Below are 22,321 nucleotides of genomic sequence, written 5' to 3' on the forward strand. Positions count from 1 at the left end.
GCTGAGCCGCTCGCAAGAGCGAACCAGACACCCCGTCCGGGTGGCGGAATTGGCAGACGCGCTAGCTTGAGGTGCTAGTGCCCGTTTTAGGGCGTGGGGGTTCAAGTCCCCCCTCGGACACCACGGAAGGGCCGGAGCACATGCTCCGGCCCTTCTTCCGTTTCACGGCCCGCGCCACTGCGCCCCTAGCCGTCACCACACCTCAATCCAGCCCCGGCATCGGCCCGGCGCGGCCCTGGCGACAGCCACCTCGGCGTGGACCACTCAAACACCAGGGGGAATACCTGAGGCAAGGCGCAGTGTTATGGGTGATGTCCGAAGTAGTACTGGCTCGTATACGCACAAGGAGTACCCCTCATGGCAACCGTCTTGTGGATCATTGCAGTCATCGTCGGCATCATCGGTGTGATCCGACTCATTCAGCGCGACTTTCTATGGGGCGCCATCCTCATCGTCGCTGCTTTCCTGATCGGACCTGCAGGAGTCAGCATCTTCAACCCGTAGTGGGCGCGGGCGCACGGTGACGCGCGCCCCGCCCCACAGCACCTTCGTCGAGGCTCGTACAGATTGGGCGTTAGCCTGATCGTATGAGCCTCGACGTCGTTTCTGTGTGCCAGGACCTCATCCGCATCGACACTTCCAACTATGGTGACGAGCCCGGTCCAGGCGAGCGCGCCGCCGCTGACTATGTCGCCGCGTTGCTGAGTGACCTGGGACTTGAGCCGACCATCCGTGAGGCGCAGCCCGGCCGGGCCTCGGTTGTCGCCCGGTGGAAGGGCGCCGACCCGGCACGCGACGCCCTCGTGGTCCATGGACACCTCGATGTGGTGCCAGCCTTCGCGGAAGACTGGTCTGTCGATCCCTTCGGCGCGGAGATCAAGGACGGGCTTCTGTATGGTCGCGGCGCCGTGGACATGAAGAACATGGACGCCATGATCCTCGCTGCCGTTGCGCAGATGATCGAGGCGGGTGTGCAGCCGCCGCGTGACATCATCCTCGCGTTCTTCGCGGACGAGGAACACGGCGGCCATCGCGGTGCCAAGTGGATGGTCGAGAACCACCCCGAGGACTTTGCCGGGGCAAGCGAAGCGATCTCCGAGGTCGGCGGCTTCAGCGCATACGTCAACGGCCAGCGCGCATACCTGGTCCAGACGGCGGAGAAGGGCATCCAATGGCTCAAGCTCATCGCCACGGGCAAGCAGGGCCACGGATCCTTGGTCCACACCGACAACGCCGTCGCGCACCTGGCGGGAGCGCTGCAGCGTATTGCCGCCCACGAATGGGACGTGGACGTCACGCCCACGGTGGAGCACCTCCTGCGCGGCGTCGCGGACCTCGAGGGCATCGAGTACGAGCCCACTCACGACTGTATCTCCAAGCTCGTCGCCGGCCTGGGCGCGATGGCACCCATGATCGACGCGTCCATTCGCAATACGTCCAACCCGACGATGATGGACGCCGGGTATAAGACGAATGTGGTGCCGGACCATGCGGTTGGCTACGTCGACACCAGGTACCTCCCTGGCCAACAGGAGCAGGTGCTCCGCACCATTGAGGAGCTCGCTGGCACCCACGTGAAGGTGGAGCCCTACATCACCGAGCGCAGCCTCGAGGCGCCGTTCGAGGTTCCGCTGGTCGACAAGATGATTCAGGCTCTCGGCATCGAAGACCCGGGGGCGCCCGTGCTCCCGTACTCACTCATGGGCGGCACGGACAATAAGCACCTCGCAGCGCTTGGTATCACCGGGTACGGCTTTGCTCCGCTCATGTTGCCGCCGGAGCTCGACTTTCCTTCACTGTTTCACGGCATCGACGAGCGCATCCCGGTCGAGAGCCTGCATTTTGGCACCCGAGTACTGGTGAACTTCCTCAGCGACTGCTGACGGCGACGCTCACGCGGCGTCGGTGCGCTGCAGGCGCATGGTGCGCCGCTTGAGCCACACGCGACGCGCGCCACCCATGAGGATCTGCGACCTTGCCAGTTCCCACCTGCCGTACTCGGCCTGCTCGGTGAGCATCGACCGGGCGTCTGCGCGGCTCATCCCGCGGGGGATCTCGATCACGCGCCACTCGTAGTTCTTGGAGCGCGGAACTGGCCGTTTGGTGGGTGTCACCGTGTGGGCCTGCTCGTTGTTCGAGAACATCACACCTCCCATTGAAACGCGTTCGCGGTTATCGTCGTGAATATGAGCGTTGATGCACGCGACGCACTGCGCCGCTTGACCGCCGCCTTCGAGGAGCACCTCGAGGCAGTTTCGACGCGCCGCTCGGACGACGACGCGGCCGTCGATGACGCGTACGAGGCGCTGGCGACGGCGTTCCTCGCGTATGAGGAAGCGCTCGACCAGGAGTTCGCCGAGGGCGTCCCGCTCGTCATCGATGAGGAGTACGACGAGGGCACGCTCGACGGGCATGCGGAAGAGAACGAAGACGCGTTGGACGACGACCTGGACGACTTCGATCTGAGTCGGTAGCTGGCCGTCATCGCGTCACCTCCGCTCGGGATAGCCGATGCTCGGCGCAGAGATTTCGTCGAGCGCGTCTCCGATGGCGGTGGGAAGCGCCTGCGTGGCAGCCACGAGTGAAGGCTTGAGTTGGTCTGCGGTGCGAGCGCCGACGACTGTCGATGAGACGGCTTCGCGTGACAGGACCCACGCGAGCGCCGTTGCCTGCATGCTCCACGCCAGACCTTCGGCGGCGGTGGCCAACGCGTGGGTCACCGCGGAGGCACCATCCCCGAGGTAGGGCTCCACGAATCCGGCCAAGTGGTCGGACGCCGCGCGCGAATCCGCGGGAATCGCATCCATGTACTTGCCGGTCAAGACGCCGCGGCCCAGGGGCGACCACCCCATAAATCCCATGCCGAGCGCCTCGATCGCGGGGAGCACCTCTCGCTCCACCCCGCGTTGCAGAAGCGAGTACTCGCACTGGCTGAGCGCGACTGCAGGTCGGCCACTCGCGAGTGTCGCGATGCGCGTCATCGCCCAGGCTGGGAAGTTGGATACCCCGACGTAGCGGGCGCGGCCCGAGTTCACCGCGATCTCCAACGCATGCAGCGTCTCCTCCAGCGGCGTCGCCGCGTCGAAGGCATGAACGAGCCAGACGTCGACGTAGTCCGTCTGAAGGCGCTCAAGCGACGCGTCGAGCGCGGCGAGCATGGAGTCGCGCGAGGCATCGATCATGCCCCCGCGCGCGGTGCGGCGAATGCCGGCCTTGGTGCAGATCTGCACTTCATGGCGGTTGACGGTGCCGCCAAGCATCGCGCCAATCGTGGCCTCCGACCCACCGTCGGCGTAGGAAGCGGCCGTGTCCAGGAGCGTTCCGCCAGCGTTGAGGAACAAGTCGAGTTGGGCGCCTGCCTCGTCTGCGCTCGTGTCGCGAGACCACGTCATGGTGCCCAATGCCAGCCTGGACACCTCGAGGCCGCTGCGGCCCACCCTCCTACGTTCCATACTTGGCGACGCTACCGGTGGGGCGCGCCGTGACGTGGGTGCGACGCGCGGGCGCTAGCCTTGCCGACATGAGTTGGTGGGAAGCGGTCATCCTGGGCCTCGTGCAGGGCATCACGGAGTTCTTGCCCATTTCGTCGAGTGCGCACATCCGCGTGATTGGCCCGCTGTTGCCTCACGGCGCAGACCCCGGCGCTGCGTTCACCGCGATCATTCAGCTCGGCACAGAGGCCGCAGTGCTGTTGTACTTCCGCAAGGACATCGCGCGCATCATCAGTTCCTGGGTGAGGGCCCTTGCCGGTAAAGACGGCACTTCCCGGGCGGCGCGCTTTGGGGCGCACAATGCCGATGCCCGCATGGGCTGGTGGGTGATCCTCGGCTCCGTGCCCATTGTGGTGCTCGGCTTCTTGTTCCAGGACTTCATCGAAGGCCACTTGCGCAACCTCTACCTCACGGCCGCGATGCTCGCGATCTTTGGCATCGTTCTTGGCGTCGCCGACAAAGTTGGTCGCAAGCAACGTGAGCTCGAGACCCTGACGAGCAAGGATGCGATCCTGCTGGGCTTGGCGCAGGCGATGGCCCTGATTCCCGGCGTGTCACGCTCGGGCGGCACCATCTCGATGGGACTGCTGCTGGGCCTGACGCGTGAGGCCGCGGCGCGGTACTCGTTCCTGCTTGCCATCCCTGCGGTGCTGGGCTCTGCTGGTCTGGAACTCGTCACGAACGCGGACGAACTGACCGCCGCCGGTGGGCCGGGCGCAGTCAACACGGTGATCGCCACGATCGTGGCGTTCGCCGTGGGCTACGTGGTGATCGTGTGGTTCCTGAAGCTCATCACGCACCACACGTTCTGGCCGTTCGTCTGGTACCGCTTGGGTCTGGCCGCGCTGATCGTCGCGCTGCTGGGAGCGAGCGTCATACCGGCGCTGTAACCGGGAGTGCTGGGTCGGCACGGGCAACGCCGCGTCGAACGCGGGGCCCGCGTGGGTCACCGCAGCCGGCGGTCAGCGGGAACGACCCCTGGCCGGTCAGTCGGTGCGCTTGGGACCGCCGTCGTCGCGCCGGCGCAGGAACCGTTCAAACTCCGCCGCGATCGCCTCACCTGAGGCCTCAGGCAGACTCGTCTCGTCCATGAGGGCTTCCAGTTGCTCGACGTGATCGGCAATCTCTTCATCCTCAGAGGCGAGCTCGTCGGCGCCCCTGACCCAGGCATCGGCTTCCTCGACGAGGTCACCTAGGTCGATCGACGTGTTGAGGAGGCGTTCCAGCTGCACCAGCAACGCAGCCGTCGCCTTGGGGCTGGGCGGATGCGCGATGTAGTGGGGCACGCCGACCCACAGGCTCAGCACCGTGATGCCGCGGTGCTGAGCCTCATGCCCAAGCACGCCAACGATCCCGGTGGGACCTTCGTAGTCCGAGCGGTCCAGGCCAAAACGGGCTCGAGCCGCTTCCTGCTCAGAGGTGACAAAGGTGGGCAGGGGCCGTGTGTGAGGCACATCGACGAGCAGCGCTCCGCACGTAATGAGCGTGCTCACCCCAAGGTTCTCTGCGTGATCCAGAATCTCGCGGCTGAACGAACGCCACCGCATGGACGGTTCGATGCCGCGCACGATCGTGACCTCCGGTGCGCCTTCGAGCGCCGCTGTTGAGATTAGCGTTCCCGGCCATGACATCACTCGCTCGCCGTCAGGTCCGCGAGTGATCGTCGGACGTGACACCTGGAAGTCGTGATACTCCTCCGGGTCTATGGCGGCATGTTCGCGCGCACCCCACGTAGTCGCAAGGTGATCGAGCGCGGCTGAGGCGGAGGACCCTGCGTCGTTCCAACCTTCAAAAGCAGCGATCATCACGGACTCGTCGGGGCCGAGCGCGGCGGTGAGATCGTCAGGAGTCATCCCGCCAGCCTAGACTCGTGGACCGTGACTGCGCACCCCTCTTCTCCTCAAGCCGTGCTGTGGGACATGGACGGCACCCTGATCGACTCTGAGCCCTATTGGATTGCGGCTGAGACCGAGCTTGCACGGCGCTTTGGTGTGCCGTGGAGCCACGATGATGGCCTGCAGCTCGTCGGCAATCCGCTCCCTGTGTCCGCCGCCGTGTTGCGTGAGCGGGGCGTCGACATGAGTGACGACGAGATCATCGGCGCGCTGCTGTGGAGGGTGCGCGAGCAGGTCCTGGCGAGCGTGCCGTGGCAGGCCGATGCCCGGGCACTGTTGGACGCGACAGTGAGCGCGGGCATTCCGTGCGCGTTGGTGACGATGTCCTACACGCCGTTGGCGGAGGCGCTCGTGGCAGCGGTGCCGGACGCATTCGCGGTGGTGGTGACGGGGGACCGGGTCCGCCACGGCAAGCCCGACCCCGAGGCCTTTCTGACTGCGGCGACCGAACTTGGCGTTGACATTGAGCGCTGCGTCGCTTTCGAGGATTCTCCTGCGGGCGTCACGGCAGCCTGGGCCTCGGGCGCCAAGAGCGTGGGGATTCGCCGTCTCACACCGATCGAGCCGCGCCCGGGCCTCAGCCGCGTGCGATCTCTCGCGGGCTGGGACGTCGACACCGTGCGTCGTGTCGCAGCAGGCGAGGTCATTGACGAGTTGGGCGACTCCGTCTAGCTCGGCGCCGCAGCAGGGCGGACCCCAAGCGCGCGTTCCACGGCATCGGCCTCAAGCGCTGGGGCCGTGCCCCCGAACTCGGGGCACAGAGCCTGGAAGCTGCACCAGCCACACAACTTGGATTTCTTGGTGCGGAAGGTCCCCGTCGATGCAGCGGCGATGATCTCATCCCACAGTTCGCGGACCTCATGTTCGATGAGGTCGACGTCTTCTTTGGTGGGACGCAAGACCAATGTGCCGCCGTCCTTGAGGAACAGCAGTTGAAGGAGGGCCGGCCGGCGCCCGCGTAGCCTTTCGACCAGTAGCGCGTAGAACTTCATCTGAAACTTCTCTTTGTGACCGTACTGCGGCAGCGGAGTCTTGCCGGTCTTGTAGTCGATGATCCGGATCGAACCGTCGGGGGCGACGTCGACGCGGTCGACGAACCCGCGCAGGAGGGGGCCATCGGGCAGGGCAAACTCGACGAACTCTTCGCGAGCGTCGGGCTCCAGCCTTTGCGGATTCTCCATCGTGAAATAGGTCTTCAGGCGGGTGCGTCCATCCTCCAGCCACGACGCGAGGGCTGCGTCATCGGCGTGAAGGCCGGCGAGCTCAGGGTCGCGTGCGAGCATCGCGTCCCACTGTGGCTCCAACATTGCGATGGCGACCTCCGGGGTGCGTTCGGCAGCCGGTCGGTCAAACAGGTGCTCGAGCACCGCGTGAACGAGCGTCCCGAGGGTCGCGGCGGATGAGGGCGGCTCGGGGATGCGGTCGATGACTCGCAGGCGGTACATGTACGGGCACTGACGAAAGTCCCCGGCGCGGGAAGGGGACAAGGCGGGGGAGCGACGGCTGGCCATGGTCCTAGCGTAGAAGCCGACGGTGACACAGCGTCCCCGCGACCGTCTACCGTGGTCGCCATGACCTCGGAACAACCGCGCACTCGCGGCATCACGTTTGGCCACCTGTTCGGTGCCAGGCTCGTCATCCAGCCGTCAACGATCCTGATGTTGCTGCTCCTGGCCGTGCTCTTCAGTACCAACGGTGGGGGCGAGCTGAACCGCAGGACGTTCTCGCTGGGGTTGCTGTTCGCCATCGTGTTGTTCGTGTCGGTCTTTCTTCACGAGCTCGCTCACGCCGCGACCGCCCGGGCGTTCGGCCGGCGTGTCAACGAGGTGGTCATCACGCTGTGGGGCGGGCATACGACGTACGACGCACGAGGGCTGACGCCCACGGTCAGCGGGGTGACATCCGCCTCCGGTCCGGTCGCGAACTTGGCCATCGCCGCCGTCGCAGCGTTGCCGATGTGGGCTGGATGGGTCGACGTCTCCCTCGTCGACCGCATCACGGGCGAGGTGTGGCTGTTTGCGACGCTGCAGTGGATCGTGTGGTCCAACGTGGTCTTGGCCGCGTTCAACGCCTTGCCCGGTATTCCCATGGACGGCGGGCGAGTGCTCGAGGCCGTGGTGTGGGCCGTGACCGGTTCGCGCCATCGCGGCATGAGGGTCGCGGCCTGGGGCGGACGGGTGGTCGCCGTCGGCTTTGTCCTGTGGGTGATTGGCGTGCCACTCCTGCGCGGGAGCGCGCCGGCAGTCTTCGACTTCGCATGGGCTGGGCTGATCTTCATCATTTTGTGGCCCGCGGCTTCTCAGGCACTCAAAGCCGCAGACGCGTTTGCTGCGAGGGAGCGATTCGACGTGACGAGGGTCATGGTGCCGGCCATTGCGCTGCCGCACACGGCCAGCGTCGCGCACGCACGTGAGGTGGTGTCCCACCACGACGCTGGCGAGGTCATTGTGCTCACACCAGACCACCATGCGGCCGGGCACTTTCCCGTTGCGATGCTCGACGCCGTGCCCGAGGAGGACCGCGAGTCGACCACGTTGATGTCCGTGACCATGCCGCTTCCGCGCGGCGCGCAGATCGACGCGGCCGACGGCACGGACGGGGCGATCGCAGCCGTCCAGCAGTGGTGGGGAACGGCCGATGCGCTGGTCGTGATCCGCGAGGGGGTCTACGCGGGCGTGCTGCGCCTTCAGGACGTGCTGAAGAGCCTGGAATAGTGCGCCCTAGACTGGTGGCATGACATCCACCCCTCCCACGGGCGCGAACGAGCGCCGCGGACCGCTGCGTGCCGGTGACCGCGTGCAACTCACCGACGCCAAGGGCCGCCACCACACCATCATCTTGGAACCGGGCAAGGTCTTTCACACCCACCGCGGACAGTTCAGCCACGACGACATCATTGGCGGTCCAGAAGGCGCGGTGGTGACCAACACTGCCGGCTACGACTACCTGGTCCTGCGCCCACTTCTTAGCGACTACGTGATGTCGATGCCGCGCGGCGCCGCCGTCATTTATCCCAAGGACTCCGGGCAAATCATCCAGATGGCGGACATCTACCCTGGGGCACGCGTGGTCGAGGCGGGCGTCGGCTCCGGTGCGCTCACGATGTCCTTGCTGCGCGCCGTTGGCGACGGTGGTTCCTTGACGTCGATCGAGCGCCGCGAGGACTTCGCGGACATCGCGCGAGCCAATGTCGAGAACCACTTTGGTGGGGCCCATCCGGCGTGGGACCTCAAGGTCGGTGACTTTGCCGAACGCGTGGGCGAGGTGGCCGCCGACGGTCCGGTCGACAGGATCGTGTTGGACATGCTCGCGCCGTGGGAAAACATCGACGCTGCGGCCGATGCCCTGGCTCCGGGCGGCGTGCTGCTCGCGTACGTCGCGACCACCACCCAACTGTCGCGGCTTGCGGAAGATCTGCGTAGTCACGGTGGTTACACCGAACCGCAGGCGTGGGAGTCGATGGTGCGTACGTGGCACCTCGAGGGACTGGCGGTGCGGCCCGACCACCGCATGATTGGCCACACCGGTTTCTTGCTCACCGCGCGCGCCATGGCGCCGGGTGTGCAGGCGCCGTTGCGCAAGCGCAGGCCGGCGAAGGGCTCGTACCCCACCGAGGCCGAGTGGACGCCAGAGGACCTGGGAGAACGGTCAGTGTCTGACAAGAAGATTCGGCGCGTGCGACGCGACGTCACCGCGACCCGCGCCAGTGAGGAGCAGGAGTAGATGGTCAGCGAAGGCCAGGACCGTATCGCCGCGCTGCAGGCGCGCAACGCGGAGCTCCAACGCCTCTTGGAAGCCTCGCGTGAAGCGATGGGTGAGATGCGTGCGAAGCTCGCCGAGGCATCGGCCCCACCCCACACGTTCGCGACCTTTGTGCAACAGGTCGGTGAACACGCGGATGTGGTCAGCAACGGCCGGCGCATGCGCGTGGGCGTCATGCCTGACCTCGACGTGACGCTTGAGCCAGGGGATGAGGTCCTGCTGAATCCAATGAGTGTCATCGTCGGTGGCGCTGACCCGGAACGCACGGGGCAGGGCGCCCTGGTGCGGGAGGTTCTCGACGACGAGCGTGCGCTCGTGGTGTCTCGGGGCGAGGACGAGCGGGTCGTGCGCCTCATCGGCGGCAACGCGCACTCGCGGTTGCATGAAGGCGACACGGTCATCATCGATCCGCGCACCGGCTTCGCGTCTGAGCGCATTGATCGCTCCGGAGTGGAGGCACTGCTGCTCGAGGAAGTCCCTGATGTGGACTTTGATTCGATCGGAGGCTTGCGCGCGCAGATCGACCGGATCCGCGACGCGATCGAGCTGCCGTTGCGTCACCCCGACCTGTACGTCGAGCACGCGCTGAACCCGCCGCGCGGCCTGCTGTTGTACGGCCCGCCGGGATGCGGCAAGACCCTGATCGCTAAGGCAGTCGCTCATTCCCTGGCCGATGCCGTGGGCACGGACCGCTCATACTTTCTGTCCGTCAAGGGCCCGGAACTGCTGAACAAGTACGTGGGCGAGACCGAACGCTACATCCGCACTATCTTTGAGCGCGCCCGCGCCAAGGCCTCCACGGGCTCCCCGGTCGTGGTCTTCTTCGACGAGATGGAGGCGCTCTTCCGCTCGCGTGGCACCGGTGTCAGTTCCGATATGGAGACGACCATCGTGCCGCAGTTGCTGACCGAACTGGACGGAGTCGAGCAGCTCGGCAACGTCATCGTTATCGGAGCTTCCAACCGCGAGGACATGATCGACCCAGCGATCTTGCGTCCGGGCCGCCTCGACGTCAAGATCGAGATCTCCCGCCCTGACGCGGCCTCTGCGCGCGACATCTTCTCGAAGTACCTCACGCCCGAGTTGCCGCTCGCGCCCTCGGTCACTGAGCCAGCAAACGGCGACACGCAGCGCGCCGTGAAGGACCTTGCCGATCACGCCGTCGGTCGACTGTATGCCGATCCCGGCAACGCCCAATACATGTCCGGTGCGCTGATTCGCAACGTCGTTGATCGCGCGAAGACGCATGCCATTAAGGCCGTCATCGCCGGCGGGCAGCGGGGCATCTCGACTGCGCACATCGATGCCGCGTGCGAGGCCGAGATCGCCGAGGCTCGCGCGGTCGCGGGCTCCCACCTGCGCGAGGCGTAGCCGTGCGCATCTGCGGCATCGAGACCGAGTACGGCATCGCGGATCCCGCGCGGCCGCAGGCCAACCCCATCCTGATGTCCTCGCGCCTCGTGGAGGCGTGCCGGACCTGGGCGGGCGAGCACACGGCGCGTTGGGACTATGGCGGCGAGGACCCCCTGCAGGACCAGCGCGGTCACCGGCGCGCGCGTGCGCAGGCGCACCCCGACATGCTCACTGATGCTCCCGAGTTCGACGGGCAGGCCGGCGGCGTGAGCCTGCGCAAGCGCCGTGGGTCCTGGGAGGATCCCGCGCACCTCAACGCCGTTCTGAGCAATGGCGCGCGGTTTTACGTCGACCACGCCCACCCTGAGTACTCGGGGCCTGAGGTCACCAATGCCCGCGACGCCGTGCTGTGGGACGCTGCTGGCGACGCGATCGCTCTAGCCGCGGCCCGGCAGTACACGGAGACCGAGGGACTTCCGCTCGCGCTGTACAAGAACAACGTTGACGGCAAGGGCGCGTCCTATGGGACGCACGAGAACTTCCTGATCCGGCGCGACGTGGACTTCGAGCAGTTGGCGACGTGGTTGACGCCCCACCTGGTCACGCGCCAAGTGATGACTGGCGCGGGACGCGTGGGTCTGGGGCAACGCGGTGAGCACGACGGCTTCCAAATCTCGCAGCGTGCCGACTACATGGAGGCGGAGGTGGGTCTCGAGACCACGCTCCGACGCCCCATCATCAACACGCGCGATGAGCCCCATGCTGACCGTTCGCAGTGGCGGCGACTGCACGTGATCATTGGCGACGCCAATTGCTTCGAAGTGCCCACCCTGTTGAAGATGGGCACCACGGCGCTCGTGCTGTCAGCGATCGAGGCCGGAGATGAACGCCTCGACAGCCTCGTGCTTGCTGACCCGGTGCCCGCCGTACACACCGTCTCGCATGACCTCAGCCTGCGTGCGAGTGTGCCGTTGGCCTCGGGGGAGAGCGCGACGGCTCTCGAGATCCAACGCGCCCTGCTGGCAATCTGCCGGGAGTACGCCGCGGATGCCGCAGACCACACCGTGCTGGCCCATTGGGAGCGTGTGCTCGACGCGTTGGCGCGCGATCCGTTCTCTGCGGCCAAGGACGTGGAGTGGGTGGCCAAACTCCAGTTACTTGGCCGGCTTCGCGAGCGCCACGCCACTGTGCACCCAGACGGGACACAGGAGCTTGTGGAGTGGGCCGATGCCCGCCTCGCCGCGCTTGACCTGCAGTGGAGCCGGCTGGGAGATGGCTGGGCTGCGAAACTCCTCGCCGCGGGCCAGGTGACGCGGCTCACCGATGACTCCGCGGTCGCCTCGGCTGTGGCGCGCGCGCCGCGAGACACGCGTGCGGCGGTCCGCGCTCGGCTGATCGCGCTTCGTCCTGAGCTCGTCGATGCCGCAGGCTGGTCGTCCGTCGTCATTGATCGACCTACGGCACACGGGGAGCTAGAGGTAGTGCACCTGGACGACCCCCACGCCAGTTCCCATCCAGTGATTGACGCACTGGCCTCACCCCGGCCAACGGGCGCGGTCTAGACTGGCGCCATGCCTCAGACTCACGCTTCCGGACAGCCCTACGAGGACGACGCTCCCGAGCCCGCGGTCGCGCCCGCGAAGGCGGAGAACACCGACGCGCTGGACAGTCTCCTCGACGAAATTGACGACAGTCTTCAGGTCAATGCCGAGCAGTTCGTGCGTTCCTTTGTGCAAAAGGGAGGGCAGTAGCCTCGTCCGCCATCGTCACCGGCAGCGAGGCTCCTGAACCGCTCAACGTGCCCGCGCACCGGCGCATCTTTGGCCTCGAGACGGAGTTTGGACTGCACCTCGACGCGCCTCAAGGGCGCGCGATCACACCGGAAGAGGTCGCGGGCCACCTCTTCCGCTCCGTCGTGGAGTGGGGGCGGTCGTCAAACGTGTTCCTGCCCAACGCTTCGCGCTTGTACATCGACGTGGGCGCGCACCCGGAGTACGCCACTGCGGAATGCGATAGTTTGACCGACCTCATCGCGTCGGACAAGGCGGGCGAGCGGATCGTCCACGACCTCATTGCCGACGGCGAACGTCGCTTGGCGGACGCGGGCATCGACGGCACAATCCACCTGTACAAGAACAACACGGATTCCGCCGGCAACAGTTACGGCTGCCACGAGAACTACCTGGTGCGTCGCCGCGCGGACTTCCGTGCTTTCGCGTCAGCGCTCCTGCCGTTCCTCATTACCCGTCAGATCGTTACCGGTGCGGGGTGCATCACCCGCACGCCTGACGGAGCACATTTCAGTTTCTCGCCCCGTGCCGACCACATGTGGGAGGGCCTGAGCTCGGCCACAACGCGCTCACGCCCCATGATCAACACGCGCGACGAACCGCACGCCAACGCCGAGTTGTACCGTCGCATGCACGTGATCGTGGGCGACTCCACGATGGCCGAACCCACGACCCTGCTCAAGGTTGGCGCAACCGACCTCATGCTGCGCCTCATGGAGGCCCACGTCAGGTTGCCGGATGTCACGCTCGCCAATGAGATGCAGGCCATCCGTGCGGTCGCGCACGACATGTCCGGGCGCGCCACCGTGGAGTTGGCCGACGGCCGGCGCCTGACAGCGGTCGACATTCAGCAGACCTACTTGGACGTCGTGCGCGCCAATGTTGGCGGCGTGATCGAAGCGACCGACGAGGTCGCCCGGATTCTCGACCTGTGGGACCGCGGTATCCGTGCGGTGCGGGAGCAAAACTTCGCGCTCGTCGAGACTGAGCTCGATTGGGCGATCAAGCACCGCCTCGTGACGCGATACCGCGACAAACTGGGATGCGGCCTTGACGATCCGCGGCTCGCGCGGCTCGAGCTCGCCTTTCATGATGTGTCGCCACAGCGCGGCCTGTACTTCAAGTTGGTCGAGCAGGGGCTGGTCACACGCGTGGTCGACGATGCCAGGATCGCTCGCGCGACAACTCAGGCACCACAGACCACCAGGGCGCGCTTGCGCGGACAGTTTGTGACGGCAGCCATCGAGTCGGGCCAGGACTTCACGGTCGACTGGGTCCACCTCAAACTCACGGGCGCCCACCAGACGATCTTGCTCAAGGACCCTTTCCGTACGGAAGACGCGCGCGTGGAGACGCTCTTGGAGCACCTGGGCGGTTAGCGGCGGGTAGGATTGCTCGGTCCCCAGCACTCTTGTCGAAAGGACCAGGCATGCGCCGGCTTCATCTTGCGACACTCGCTGTTGCCGCCGTGACACTGTCAGCGTGCACGGGGCCCGCGCCGGACACCGATGTGTCGCCGTCCCAGGTCGGCACCGTCGAGTCGATCTCGGTGGGCCAGAGTGACACGCAGGCGCCCTCGCTCACCTACGACTCGTCGCTCGATTTTGTCGAGTCTGATGTCTCCTTGCTGTGGGATGGCGAAGGCGATCAGCTCGTCTCGGGCCAGCCGCTTTTGCTCGATGTGTATGGCGAGTCGCTCGACACCGGGGACGTTGTCATCAACACCTTCGACGGATCCCCTGAGCCGTATCTGTTGACGCCGGATTCGGTCGGCCAGGAGCTCTACGACGTCCTCATAGATGTCCACGTGGGCGCGCGAGTGATGGCGCTGGCGCCGTCCGAGGCGATCGACAGCGCTACCGGAATTGAGGTCGGCGATGGTGCGCGTGACGACAATGGAGAAGCCGAGATCGCACCGCCTGTCGCCCTCGTGATCGATGTACGCTCCGAGCACGCGACAGGGGAGCAGCAGGAACCTCCGGCGTCGATGCCCATGGTGTCTGCCGGTGACTCAGGGGAGCCGCGCGTGGTGATTCCTGAGGACCCCGAGCCTGTCGCCGACCTCCAGGTCGCGACACTGGTGCGCGGCTCGGGCCCGCAGATCCGGCCCGACTCGCGTGTGCTCATCAATTACTCGATGTTTTATTACACCGACGGCGAGTTGGAGGACTCGTCGACGGGTGAGGTCGAGACCTGGTCGGCCGGGGATGTGTTCGATTCCACCTGGCCGTTGGAACGCGCGCCCTACTTGCTCGACATGGCCGCTGGTAGCGCGGTGATGGGGCTGACACAAGGCCTCATCGACCACACTGAAGGTTCGCGTGTGGAAATGCTGGTGCCGGGCTCCGTTGGCTACCCACTACGTGGCACGATGGTCGTGGTCGTCGATGTCCTTGATGTCTGGAATGCGGAGGAATAGTGGGTGTAGCAGTCAGGGTGATTCCCTGCCTTGACGTTGATGCGGGCCGCGTCGTCAAGGGCGTGAATTTCGTGGATCTGCGCGACGCCGGCGACCCGGTCGAGTTGGCGGCGGCGTACGGGGCTGCCGGAGCCGATGAGGTCACCTTCCTCGACGTCACGGCGTCGACGGCAGGCCGCGCCACCACGCGCGAGGTCGTCAGCCGCACGGCCGAGCAAGTCTTTGTGCCGCTCACGGTGGGAGGCGGCGTGCGCTCGCCCGAGGACGTCGACACTTTGCTGAGGGCTGGAGCCGACAAGGTCGGTGTTAACACCGCCGCCATCGCGCGGCCGGAGCTCATCAGTGAGATCGCGGACCGGTTCGGAGCACAGGTGCTTGTGCTGTCGGTCGATGCGCGGCGCTGCACAGGCGACACGGTGACGCCCTCCGGCTACGAGGTGACGACGCACGGCGGTCGTCAGGGCACTGGCATCGATGCTGTGGAGTGGGCACGCCGAGGCGCGCAGCTCGGCGCCGGCGAGATTCTGCTCAACTCAATGGACGCCGACGGCACGACCGACGGATTCGACCTAGAGATGCTGCGTGACGTGCGCGCAGTGACGTCCGTGCCGCTGATCGCCTCCGGGGGAGCCGGCACGGCAGAGCACTTCGTGGAAGCCGCCCGCGCCGGCGCGGATGCGGTCCTGGCCGCGAGCGTCTTCCACTTCGGAAAGTTGACAATTGGTGAGGTAAAGGACCACATGCGCGCCAATGGAATCGAGGTGAGGTGAGCAAGCCCTCCAACGCTGCCGCCGACTACCGCCTCTCGGGATCTTTTAACCGCAGAGCATTTCAGCTCCTGCGCCACGCCGTGCGCACCGAGCGCCTGCGGTTCTCCCTGGCGATCCTGTTCGCTGCACTGTTTTCGTTGCTGACCGTCCTGTTCGGCACCTTGCTCGGTGACATCACGGACGATGTGGTGATTCCGGCCGTCGACGGCGACGCCATTGGCGGGCCCTGGGGAGAGATCACCCAGGACCCCGTCGAGGCGATCTGGATCGCCGGCGGCGTATTCCTCGCGATCGGCGTGGTGAACGCCGTTCTGGTCGGCCTGCGTCGCGGAGTGCAAGGAATTGCTGTTGCGGGTGTGGCAGCGAGGCACCGGCGTGTCGTTGCGGACGCGCTCGCAAGCCTTCCGTTGGGATGGCACCGGTCGAATCCGTCTGGCCGCCTGTTGTCGGCCATGTCCTCGGATTCAGAGTCCGCGACCAACACCTTGCATCCGTTCGCCTTCACCGTCGGTTCATTCGTGATGATGTTCGCGGCCGGGTGGTCAATGTGGCGGATGGACCCCTGGCTCGCCGTGACGGGCCTGGCAGTGGTCCCTGTGATCTTCGCGATCAACCTTGCGTACGAGAAGATCATCACTCCGCGCTGGGACCTAGGACAGTCGCGCCGCGCAGAGGTGTCGACCATCGCGCATGAGAGTTTCGAGGGCGGCACCGTCGTTAAGGCTCTCGGAGCCGAGAAGCGCGAAGGAGACCGCTTCCGCGAGTCCGTCCTTGGCCTACGCGACGCCGACATCCGCGTGGGGCGCACGAGTGCCTGGTTTGAGCCCATGATGGACGTCGTTGTGCCGTTGGGATCAGTCGCTCTGATGGTGGTGGGCGCGATCCGTGCCGAGGCGGGGTTTGTCTCCGTCGGTGACGTCGTCTCTGCCATCTATCTGGTGACGCTGATGGCGGTGCCGATTCGCGGCCTGGGTTGGGTGTTGGGCCAGATGCCACAGGCACTCGTGGCGTTCCGCCGTGTGGGAGAAATCGCGCAGGCGGCCACGGAGGTCGACGAGCCTGGCCACACCAGCGTGGCGCGCAATGGCGCCGGAGCGATGACCTTCGACAACGCGGACATTGGTGCCGATGACGGCGACGGTAACCTCGCGACGATTCTGCGCGATGTGTCCCTTGAACTCACCCCTGGCACGGTGACGGCGCTCGTTGGCGCGACCGGATCGGGCAAGTCCACGGTCGCTCTTGCCGCCTCGCGACTGGCCCGGCCCACCGCTGGTGCTGTCACGCTCGACGACCACGACTTGGAGATCATCGCTGGCTTGGGGGACCACGTGGCGCTCGTGCCGCAGACGGCCTTCGTGTTCGCGGGAACGGTGCGAGAGAACATCACCTTGGGTGGTGACTTCACCGACGATCAGGTGTGGGACGCGCTTCGCAGCGCGAACGTCGTTGACGTCGTGGAGAAGTTGGCCCGCGATGGGAACTCCGGTCTTGACGCGACACTCGCTGAGCGGGGGATGAACCTCTCGGGTGGTCAGCGCCAGCGCATTGCGCTCGCGAGGGCGTTGGTGCGCAAGCCACGTGTCCTTGTCCTTGACGACGCCACGAGCGCCGTCGACCCTCGGGTCGAGCAAGAGATCCTTCACGGGCTTAGCGCCGACGGGCAAGGTCCCACCGTGCTCATCATCGCGTACCGGTTGGCGTCCATTCAGTTGGCAGACCACGTGGTCCACGTCGAGTCGGGTTCGGTGGTGGACGCGGGCACGCACAGTGAGTTGGTGGCGCGCGACGCCGGCTATCGAGAGTTAGTCCTGGCGTACGAGGAAGACTCGCAGCGCCAGGCAGAGCAGGAAGCGGGGTACATCGGATGAGTCGATCAGCTCCCGACGTGTCGACCTTTGGCGGAATGCTCCGGCGCGGCCTGCAAGTAAGCCCGGAGATTCGCAAGGGTCTGTGGTTCACGCTGGTATTGGCTGCGTTGGCTGCCTCCGGACGTGCCGCGGTGCCGTTCCTGACGCAGCGCGTCACGGACGACGGCCTCCTCGCCGACTCGGGCGTCAACGTCGAGCTCGTCGTGCAGTATTCGATTGCGGGCGCTGTGGTGCTGATCGCCACGGCGCTGCTGGCATGGCGCGTGCGCGTGCGCATGGTGTCAGCGTCGGAGAAGGGTCTCGCGACGCTGCGCATCCGCGCCTTCGACAAGGTCCACGAGCTGTCGGTGCTGACCCAGAACGAAGAACAGCGCGGCCGCTATGTCTCTCGCGTGACAGGCGACGTCGAGACCATGCGCGACCTGATGCAGTGGACGGGCGCGGCGATGATCATCGCCGCGCTCGAGTCTGCCGTCGTGTACGCCGTGATGGTGGCCTATTCGTGGCAGCTATCGCTCATCGTCCTGGTGGCGTTCTTGCCCATGGTGGGGTCGCTCCTGTGGATCCAGCCGCGCGTGCAGGAGGCTTTCCGCCACGTGCGCGAGCAAATGGCTGACCTCTTGGGCCGTACTTCTGAGCAGATTGTCGGAGTGTCGACCATCCGCGCGTACGGCGTTCAGCAGCGCATGCGCGACGAGCTCAATCAGGAAAACGACGACATTCTCAAGGCCGAGCGCCGCGCGTCCTTGCTCGCCTCCGTGAACTTCTCCTCGACCGTCGTAGGTCAGTCGCTCGCGACAGGTCTCGCCCTCGTCGGCGGCACCATCATGGCGGTCAACGGCACCATGACTGTCGGCACCGTGGTGGCGATGGCCTTCCTGGTGTACCAGTTCTCCGGCCCCCTGATGTGGATCATCGAAATGCTCGCGGAGATGCAGCGTGCCATCGTCGGCTGGCGCCGCGTGCTCGAACTGGTCGACCAGGAAGTCACCGTCGACGATCCGGGCGAGTCCGGCACTCCCATCCCACATGGTCGCGGTGACCTGGACATCGACGGGGTCCGGTTGACGTACCCAGGCGGTCCCGAGGTCTTGAAGGGAATCGACCTGGACGTACCGGCGGGTAAGCGCATTGCGCTCGTCGGCACCACTGGTTCCGGCAAAACGTCGCTTGCCCGACTGATGTCGCGGTTCTTTGACCCGACCGAGGGCACCGTAAGGGTCGGTGGCGTCGACCTTAAGTCCGTGCCACATGACTCGCTGCGCCGCTCGATCGCCGTGGTGCCGCAGGAGGGCTTCCTCTTCGACGGTTCGATCCTGACGAACCTGGCGTATGCCTTGCCTGACGCCAGCCGCGAGGACCTTGAACACCGCTCGTTGGCTGCGTTTGAGTCGCTGGGCCTCGAAGGGTGGATCGGCACCCTTGGCCAGGGCCTGGACACGCCGGTGGGGCCGCGCGGAGAACTGCTCAGCGCAGGTGAACGTCAGCTGGTATCGATTGCGCGCGCGTATCTTCGCGATCCCGACCTGTTGATCCTGGATGAGGCCACGAGTGCGGTTGACCCCGCGACCGAGGTGCGCATCTCGCGCGCGCTGGAAGGCTTGATGCAGGGCCGCACCGCAGTGGTCATCGCCCACCGCTTGTCCACCGCGGAGCGTGCGGACATCGTGGCGGTGATGGAGCACGGCGAGCTCATCGAGGTAGGCCCGCACCGCGACCTCGTGAAGGCCGGCGGCGTGTACTCGTCGCTGCACGCGGCCTGGGTGTCTCAGACCCGCTAGGCAACCGAACGCACCTGCCTCGGTCCGCGCCTGAGACGGCGCGGAGCGGGGCGGTGCGCTGGCTGTCCGGCGGACCGTGGAAAGATAGGCGCCATGCCTGTGGACCCGAGCATCAGCGACCGCCTCAAGCGCACCGAGGACGGCCTTGTGTGCGCAGTTGTGCAAGAGCGTGACACCCGCGACGTATTGATGGTCGCGTGGATGAACGACGAGGCGCTCCATCTCACCCTCACGACCGGCCGCGCTGTGTATTGGAGCCGCTCGCGTCAGGAACTGTGGCGCAAGGGCGACACGTCGGGCAACGTGCAACACGTGCACGCGGTCGCCATCGACTGTGACGGCGACGCGCTCCTGCTCACCGTGTCGCAGACCGGACCGGCGTGCCACACCGGAACCACGAGCTGCTTTGAGGCCGGCGGCGATCTGCCTGTCACCGGGGGAGGGGACGCGTGAGCGGCACGCCGGGCGCGTTGGCATGGGGACAGACGTGGCCGTCGCTGGAGACCTTCGTTGACCTCGGACGCTCGCGACGTGTGGTGCCGGTGGTGCGTCGTGTCCTGGCGGATGGGCTGACACCTATCGCCGTGTACCGCGCGCTGGCACAGGAGCGCCCAGGGACCTTCATTCTCGAGTCTGCCGAGCCGGACGGCACGCGAGGGCGGTTTTCCTTCGTTGGCGTTCATTCGCGCGCCACGTTGTCGGTGCGCGGTGACGACGCGACCTGGTCGGGGGACGTGCCCGTTGGTCTTGCCGATGGCGCCCCGCTCGACGCGATCCGTGACGTTCTACGTGAACTGCATTCCGAGCCTATCCCGGGCCTGCCGCCCCTCACTGGCGGCATGGTCGGCGTGCTCGGGTGGGACATCATCCGTCAGTGGGAGCCGACGCTGCCGGCGAAGGCACCACGCGAGATTGACGTGCCGGATGTGATGTTGTTGCTGGCGACCGACATTGCCGCAATCGATCACCAGGATGGTTCCGTGTGGCTCATGGCCAACGCCATCAATGCTGACGCGCAGGCGACGGGTATTGAGGCCGCCCACGCCGATGCTCTGGAGCGCTTGGACCGGATGGAGCGGGCGCTTACGCAGGCGCAACCGGGCGACGTGACGGTGCTGGATCCCGACGCCGCCGAACCAGCCGTGCGCCAGCGCAGCGCGCCAGGCGAGTACGAGGCGGCGGTGCGGTTCGCGAAGGAGGCCATCCGCGACGGCGAGGTCTTCCAGATGGTGCCGTCGCAGCGCTTTGACGTCGACTGCACCGCCAGCCCCCTGGACGTCTACCGCGTTCTGCGCACCCTGAATCCGTCCCCCTACATGTATTACTTCCAGCTGCATGATGACGAGGGCCGCGACTTTGCGGTCGTGGGCGCCAGCCCAGAGTCGCTGGCTGCGGTGAAGGACGGGCGTGTCTCGACGTACCCCATCGCGGGGTCACGGCCACGCGGCGCGACCCTGGTGGAGGACCGGCGTCTCGAGGAGGAGCTGCTCGCCGACCCCAAGGAGATCGCAGAGCACGTCATGCTCGTCGACTTGGCCCGCAATGACCTGGTGAAGGTGTGCGCTCCCACGTCCGTTGAGGTGCTCGAGTTCATGAAGGTCAACCGCTACAGCCACATCATGCACATCTGCTCGACAGTGGTGGGAGAGCTCGAGTCTCAGTACGGGCCCGTCGATGTGTTGTCAGCCACCTTCCCAGCCGGCACGCTGTCGGGAGCACCCAAAGCCCGTGCAATCGCCTTGATAGACGAGATCGAACCCACGCGCCGCGCCTACTACGGTGGCGCCGTCGGCTACTTCGACTTCGCAGGGAACATGGATATGGCCATCACCATTCGCACTGCGTTGATCGAGGATGGGGTGGCGCACGTGCAGGCCGGCGCCGGGGTCGTGGCCGACTCGGTGCCCGCGACCGAGGATCAAGAAACCAAGGACAAAGCCGCGGCGATGGTGCGCGCCATCCGCACGGCGTCCCGTATGAAGTCAGTGGCGTCTGGCTAGACTTGCCACGCCCAAACAAGCAAGGAGCATAAATGTCCAGCATCGAGATCGCCCCGGAGGATCTCCCTGAGGTGGCACCGGTCAACCATGGTCGGACTACTGCGGCATGGGTCACCAACATCGGCCTCGTCATCGGAGCCTTGATCGCCGCCTTCGGCTTTGTCTTCCCCGTGTGGCCCCTCGTGTGGGTTGGCGCGGGTGTGTGCGCCGTGGCGCTGATCGTCGGCGGAGTTCTCCGTGCGCTGGGGCACGGTCAGCCACTAGCCTGACCTCACGTAGGGCTTTACCTTCCATCAAAGGAGATTCGCTATGTCAGACCTTCCCCCTCCACCGCAGCCGCCGCAGCAGCCGCCAGCCGGTGGCCAGCCTCCCTACGGCGGCCAGCCTCCCTACGGCGCAACCCCGCCTCCTCCCGGAGGGTTCGGCGGCAATAGTGAAGAGAAGAACAGCCTGGGTACCTGGGCGCTCGTGCTCGGCATCTTGGGCATCGTGTGCTGCGGTATCTTCACGGCTATTCCTGCGCTGATTGTCGGTAAGAAGTCGCAGGAAGCGGAGGCCCAGGGCCTCGCCACGAACGGCCAGCTCGGAAAGATCGGTGTGATCCTTGGTTGGATCGGCATCGCACTGTTCGTGATCGGCCTCATCATCAACGTCATCCTCTTCGCGTCCGGTGCCGCGGTCTGGAACTTCGAGACCTACTAAGCAATCGTGACAACAACGGCCGATGCTGCGGCCGGGAAGGCTCCCGCCTCCCCGGTGAGGCGCCTGTGGGCGCCCGCCGCGGCATCGGCCGTTGTGCTGTCTGCCACGCTGTACACGGGACTGGGTGACCCGTACAGCGAAGGCCATTTCCCTGGTTGCATGTGGCTTGCCCTGTCGGGATTCTGGTGCCCGGGTTGCGGCGGCCTGCGCGCCACACACGAGCTCGTCCACGGCGATGTTGCCGCCGCGCTCGCCCTGAACCCTGTGGTCGTGCTCGTGATCCTGCCTCTGGGCGTGGTCGCTCTCGCCCTGTGGTGGCGTAGCGCCTGGACAGGCCGTCCCTTCCCACGCATTCCTATGTGGCTCGCTATCGGGCTACCTCTTGGCCTCGCGGTGTTCTGGGTCGCACGCAACATCCCCGTGCTTGAGCCCTTGCTCGCCCCGTAGCGGCGGTTAGGACAACCCTGTCACGGCGCTACCATGGTGG

The 22,321-nt window shown here is 66.1% G+C and carries 24 protein-coding genes and 1 tRNA gene; 21 read left to right on the forward strand and 4 right to left on the reverse strand.

What is annotated here, in order from left to right; all coding sequences use genetic code 11:
* The first annotated feature begins 34 nt into the window (after positions 1 to 34).
* From AOP75_RS08755 to AOP75_RS08760, 3 genes are all read left to right on the forward strand, one after another.
* Positions 35 to 123: transfer RNA gene (locus tag AOP75_RS08755), tRNA-Leu, on the forward strand.
* A gap of 234 nt (positions 124 to 357) precedes the next feature.
* A complete protein-coding gene (locus AOP75_RS12755; RefSeq protein WP_169746250.1) occupies positions 358 to 504 on the forward strand; it encodes a GPGG-motif small membrane protein in 147 nt (48 codons plus the stop codon).
* An 83-nt stretch (positions 505 to 587) separates the two neighbouring features.
* Positions 588 to 1,883, forward strand: a complete 1,296-nt coding sequence (locus AOP75_RS08760; RefSeq protein WP_062078629.1) for a M20/M25/M40 family metallo-hydrolase — start codon at positions 588 to 590, stop codon at positions 1,881 to 1,883.
* 9 nt (positions 1,884 to 1,892) lie between these two features.
* On the opposite strand, the gene AOP75_RS08765 is transcribed toward AOP75_RS08760, so the two are convergent.
* Complete coding sequence (locus AOP75_RS08765) at positions 1,893 to 2,144, reverse strand: DUF5703 family protein (RefSeq protein ID WP_236683131.1); 252 nt, start codon at positions 2,142 to 2,144, stop codon at positions 1,893 to 1,895.
* A gap of 42 nt (positions 2,145 to 2,186) precedes the next feature.
* Between AOP75_RS08765 and AOP75_RS08770 the strand changes: the two genes are divergently transcribed.
* Positions 2,187 to 2,474 (forward strand): hypothetical protein, encoded by a 288-nt coding sequence (locus AOP75_RS08770; RefSeq protein WP_062078631.1) that lies wholly within the window; start codon positions 2,187 to 2,189, stop codon positions 2,472 to 2,474.
* Between the two features lie 15 nt (positions 2,475 to 2,489).
* Here the strand turns inward: AOP75_RS08770 and AOP75_RS08775 are convergent, their stop codons facing one another.
* Positions 2,490 to 3,452 carry an aldo/keto reductase gene (locus AOP75_RS08775; RefSeq protein ID WP_062078633.1) on the reverse strand — a complete coding sequence of 321 codons (963 nt, stop codon included), beginning with the start codon at positions 3,450 to 3,452 and terminating at the stop codon, positions 2,490 to 2,492.
* A gap of 68 nt (positions 3,453 to 3,520) precedes the next feature.
* Between AOP75_RS08775 and AOP75_RS08780 the strand changes: the two genes are divergently transcribed.
* Entirely contained in the window at positions 3,521 to 4,381 is an 861-nt protein-coding gene (locus tag AOP75_RS08780) for an undecaprenyl-diphosphate phosphatase (protein ID WP_062078928.1), read from the forward strand.
* Positions 4,382 to 4,477: 96 nt separating this feature from the next.
* On the opposite strand, the gene AOP75_RS08785 is transcribed toward AOP75_RS08780, so the two are convergent.
* Positions 4,478 to 5,344: a PAC2 family protein gene (locus tag AOP75_RS08785; protein WP_062078635.1), complete on the reverse strand. Its 867-nt coding sequence runs from the start codon at positions 5,342 to 5,344 to the stop codon at positions 4,478 to 4,480.
* 24 nt (positions 5,345 to 5,368) lie between these two features.
* Between AOP75_RS08785 and AOP75_RS08790 the strand changes: the two genes are divergently transcribed.
* A complete protein-coding gene (locus AOP75_RS08790; RefSeq protein ID WP_236683132.1) occupies positions 5,369 to 6,058 on the forward strand; it encodes an HAD family hydrolase in 690 nt (229 codons plus the stop codon).
* Here the strand turns inward: AOP75_RS08790 and AOP75_RS08795 are convergent.
* Positions 6,055 to 6,897: a RecB family exonuclease gene (locus AOP75_RS08795; protein ID WP_062078636.1), complete on the reverse strand. Its 843-nt coding sequence runs from the start codon at positions 6,895 to 6,897 to the stop codon at positions 6,055 to 6,057. The genes AOP75_RS08790 and AOP75_RS08795 overlap by 4 nt on opposite strands.
* A gap of 60 nt (positions 6,898 to 6,957) precedes the next feature.
* Between AOP75_RS08795 and AOP75_RS08800 the strand changes: the two genes are divergently transcribed.
* The 15 genes from AOP75_RS08800 (at position 6,958) to AOP75_RS08870 (ending at position 22,281) form a co-directional block, all read left to right on the forward strand.
* Positions 6,958 to 8,100: a site-2 protease family protein gene (locus tag AOP75_RS08800; protein ID WP_152650036.1), complete on the forward strand. Its 1,143-nt coding sequence runs from the start codon at positions 6,958 to 6,960 to the stop codon at positions 8,098 to 8,100.
* A gap of 19 nt (positions 8,101 to 8,119) precedes the next feature.
* Positions 8,120 to 9,109, forward strand: coding sequence for a tRNA (adenine-N1)-methyltransferase (locus AOP75_RS08805; protein ID WP_062078640.1), 990 nt, complete (start codon positions 8,120 to 8,122; stop codon positions 9,107 to 9,109).
* Positions 9,110 to 10,519, forward strand: coding sequence for a proteasome ATPase (gene arc, locus AOP75_RS08810; RefSeq protein WP_062078642.1), 1,410 nt, complete (start codon positions 9,110 to 9,112; stop codon positions 10,517 to 10,519).
* A gap of 2 nt (positions 10,520 to 10,521) precedes the next feature.
* Positions 10,522 to 12,063 (forward strand): depupylase/deamidase Dop, encoded by a 1,542-nt coding sequence (gene dop, locus AOP75_RS08815; protein WP_062078644.1) that lies wholly within the window; start codon positions 10,522 to 10,524, stop codon positions 12,061 to 12,063.
* 9 nt (positions 12,064 to 12,072) lie between these two features.
* Positions 12,073 to 12,252 (forward strand): ubiquitin-like protein Pup, encoded by a 180-nt coding sequence (locus AOP75_RS08820; RefSeq protein ID WP_062078646.1) that lies wholly within the window; start codon positions 12,073 to 12,075, stop codon positions 12,250 to 12,252.
* Between the two features lie 47 nt (positions 12,253 to 12,299).
* The gene (gene pafA, locus AOP75_RS08825; protein ID WP_062078648.1) at positions 12,300 to 13,670 is read left to right on the forward strand and encodes a Pup--protein ligase; all 1,371 of its coding nucleotides are present in this window, start codon (positions 12,300 to 12,302) and stop codon (positions 13,668 to 13,670) included.
* 50 nt (positions 13,671 to 13,720) lie between these two features.
* Entirely contained in the window at positions 13,721 to 14,710 is a 990-nt protein-coding gene (locus tag AOP75_RS08830) for an FKBP-type peptidyl-prolyl cis-trans isomerase (RefSeq protein WP_062078650.1), read from the forward strand.
* Positions 14,710 to 15,480: an imidazole glycerol phosphate synthase subunit HisF gene (hisF, locus tag AOP75_RS08835; RefSeq protein WP_062078652.1), complete on the forward strand. Its 771-nt coding sequence runs from the start codon at positions 14,710 to 14,712 to the stop codon at positions 15,478 to 15,480. The genes AOP75_RS08830 and hisF overlap by 1 nt, the downstream gene beginning before the upstream one ends.
* Positions 15,477 to 17,351, forward strand: coding sequence for an ABC transporter ATP-binding protein (locus AOP75_RS08840; RefSeq protein WP_062078654.1), 1,875 nt, complete (start codon positions 15,477 to 15,479; stop codon positions 17,349 to 17,351). Before hisF ends, AOP75_RS08840 begins: the two co-directional genes overlap by 4 nt.
* Positions 17,348 to 19,132 carry an ABC transporter ATP-binding protein gene (locus AOP75_RS08845; protein ID WP_083966866.1) on the forward strand — a complete coding sequence of 595 codons (1,785 nt, stop codon included), beginning with the start codon at positions 17,348 to 17,350 and terminating at the stop codon, positions 19,130 to 19,132. The genes AOP75_RS08840 and AOP75_RS08845 overlap by 4 nt, the downstream gene beginning before the upstream one ends.
* A gap of 93 nt (positions 19,133 to 19,225) precedes the next feature.
* Positions 19,226 to 19,585, forward strand: a complete 360-nt coding sequence (gene hisI, locus AOP75_RS08850; RefSeq protein WP_062078658.1) for a phosphoribosyl-AMP cyclohydrolase — start codon at positions 19,226 to 19,228, stop codon at positions 19,583 to 19,585.
* Positions 19,582 to 21,132: an anthranilate synthase component I gene (locus AOP75_RS08855; RefSeq protein ID WP_062078660.1), complete on the forward strand. Its 1,551-nt coding sequence runs from the start codon at positions 19,582 to 19,584 to the stop codon at positions 21,130 to 21,132. Before hisI ends, AOP75_RS08855 begins: the two co-directional genes overlap by 4 nt.
* Positions 21,133 to 21,164: 32 nt before the next feature.
* Positions 21,165 to 21,401 (forward strand): HGxxPAAW family protein, encoded by a 237-nt coding sequence (locus AOP75_RS08860; RefSeq protein WP_062078662.1) that lies wholly within the window; start codon positions 21,165 to 21,167, stop codon positions 21,399 to 21,401.
* A gap of 40 nt (positions 21,402 to 21,441) precedes the next feature.
* The gene (locus AOP75_RS08865; RefSeq protein ID WP_062078664.1) at positions 21,442 to 21,834 is read left to right on the forward strand and encodes a DUF4190 domain-containing protein; all 393 of its coding nucleotides are present in this window, start codon (positions 21,442 to 21,444) and stop codon (positions 21,832 to 21,834) included.
* A 6-nt stretch (positions 21,835 to 21,840) separates the two neighbouring features.
* A complete protein-coding gene (locus tag AOP75_RS08870; protein ID WP_236683133.1) occupies positions 21,841 to 22,281 on the forward strand; it encodes a DUF2752 domain-containing protein in 441 nt (146 codons plus the stop codon).
* Positions 22,282 to 22,321: the final 40 nt, after the last annotated feature.

The sequence above is a fragment of the Demequina globuliformis genome (assembly GCF_000975155.1).
Taxonomy (GTDB): Bacteria; Actinomycetota; Actinomycetes; order Actinomycetales; family Demequinaceae; genus Demequina; species Demequina globuliformis.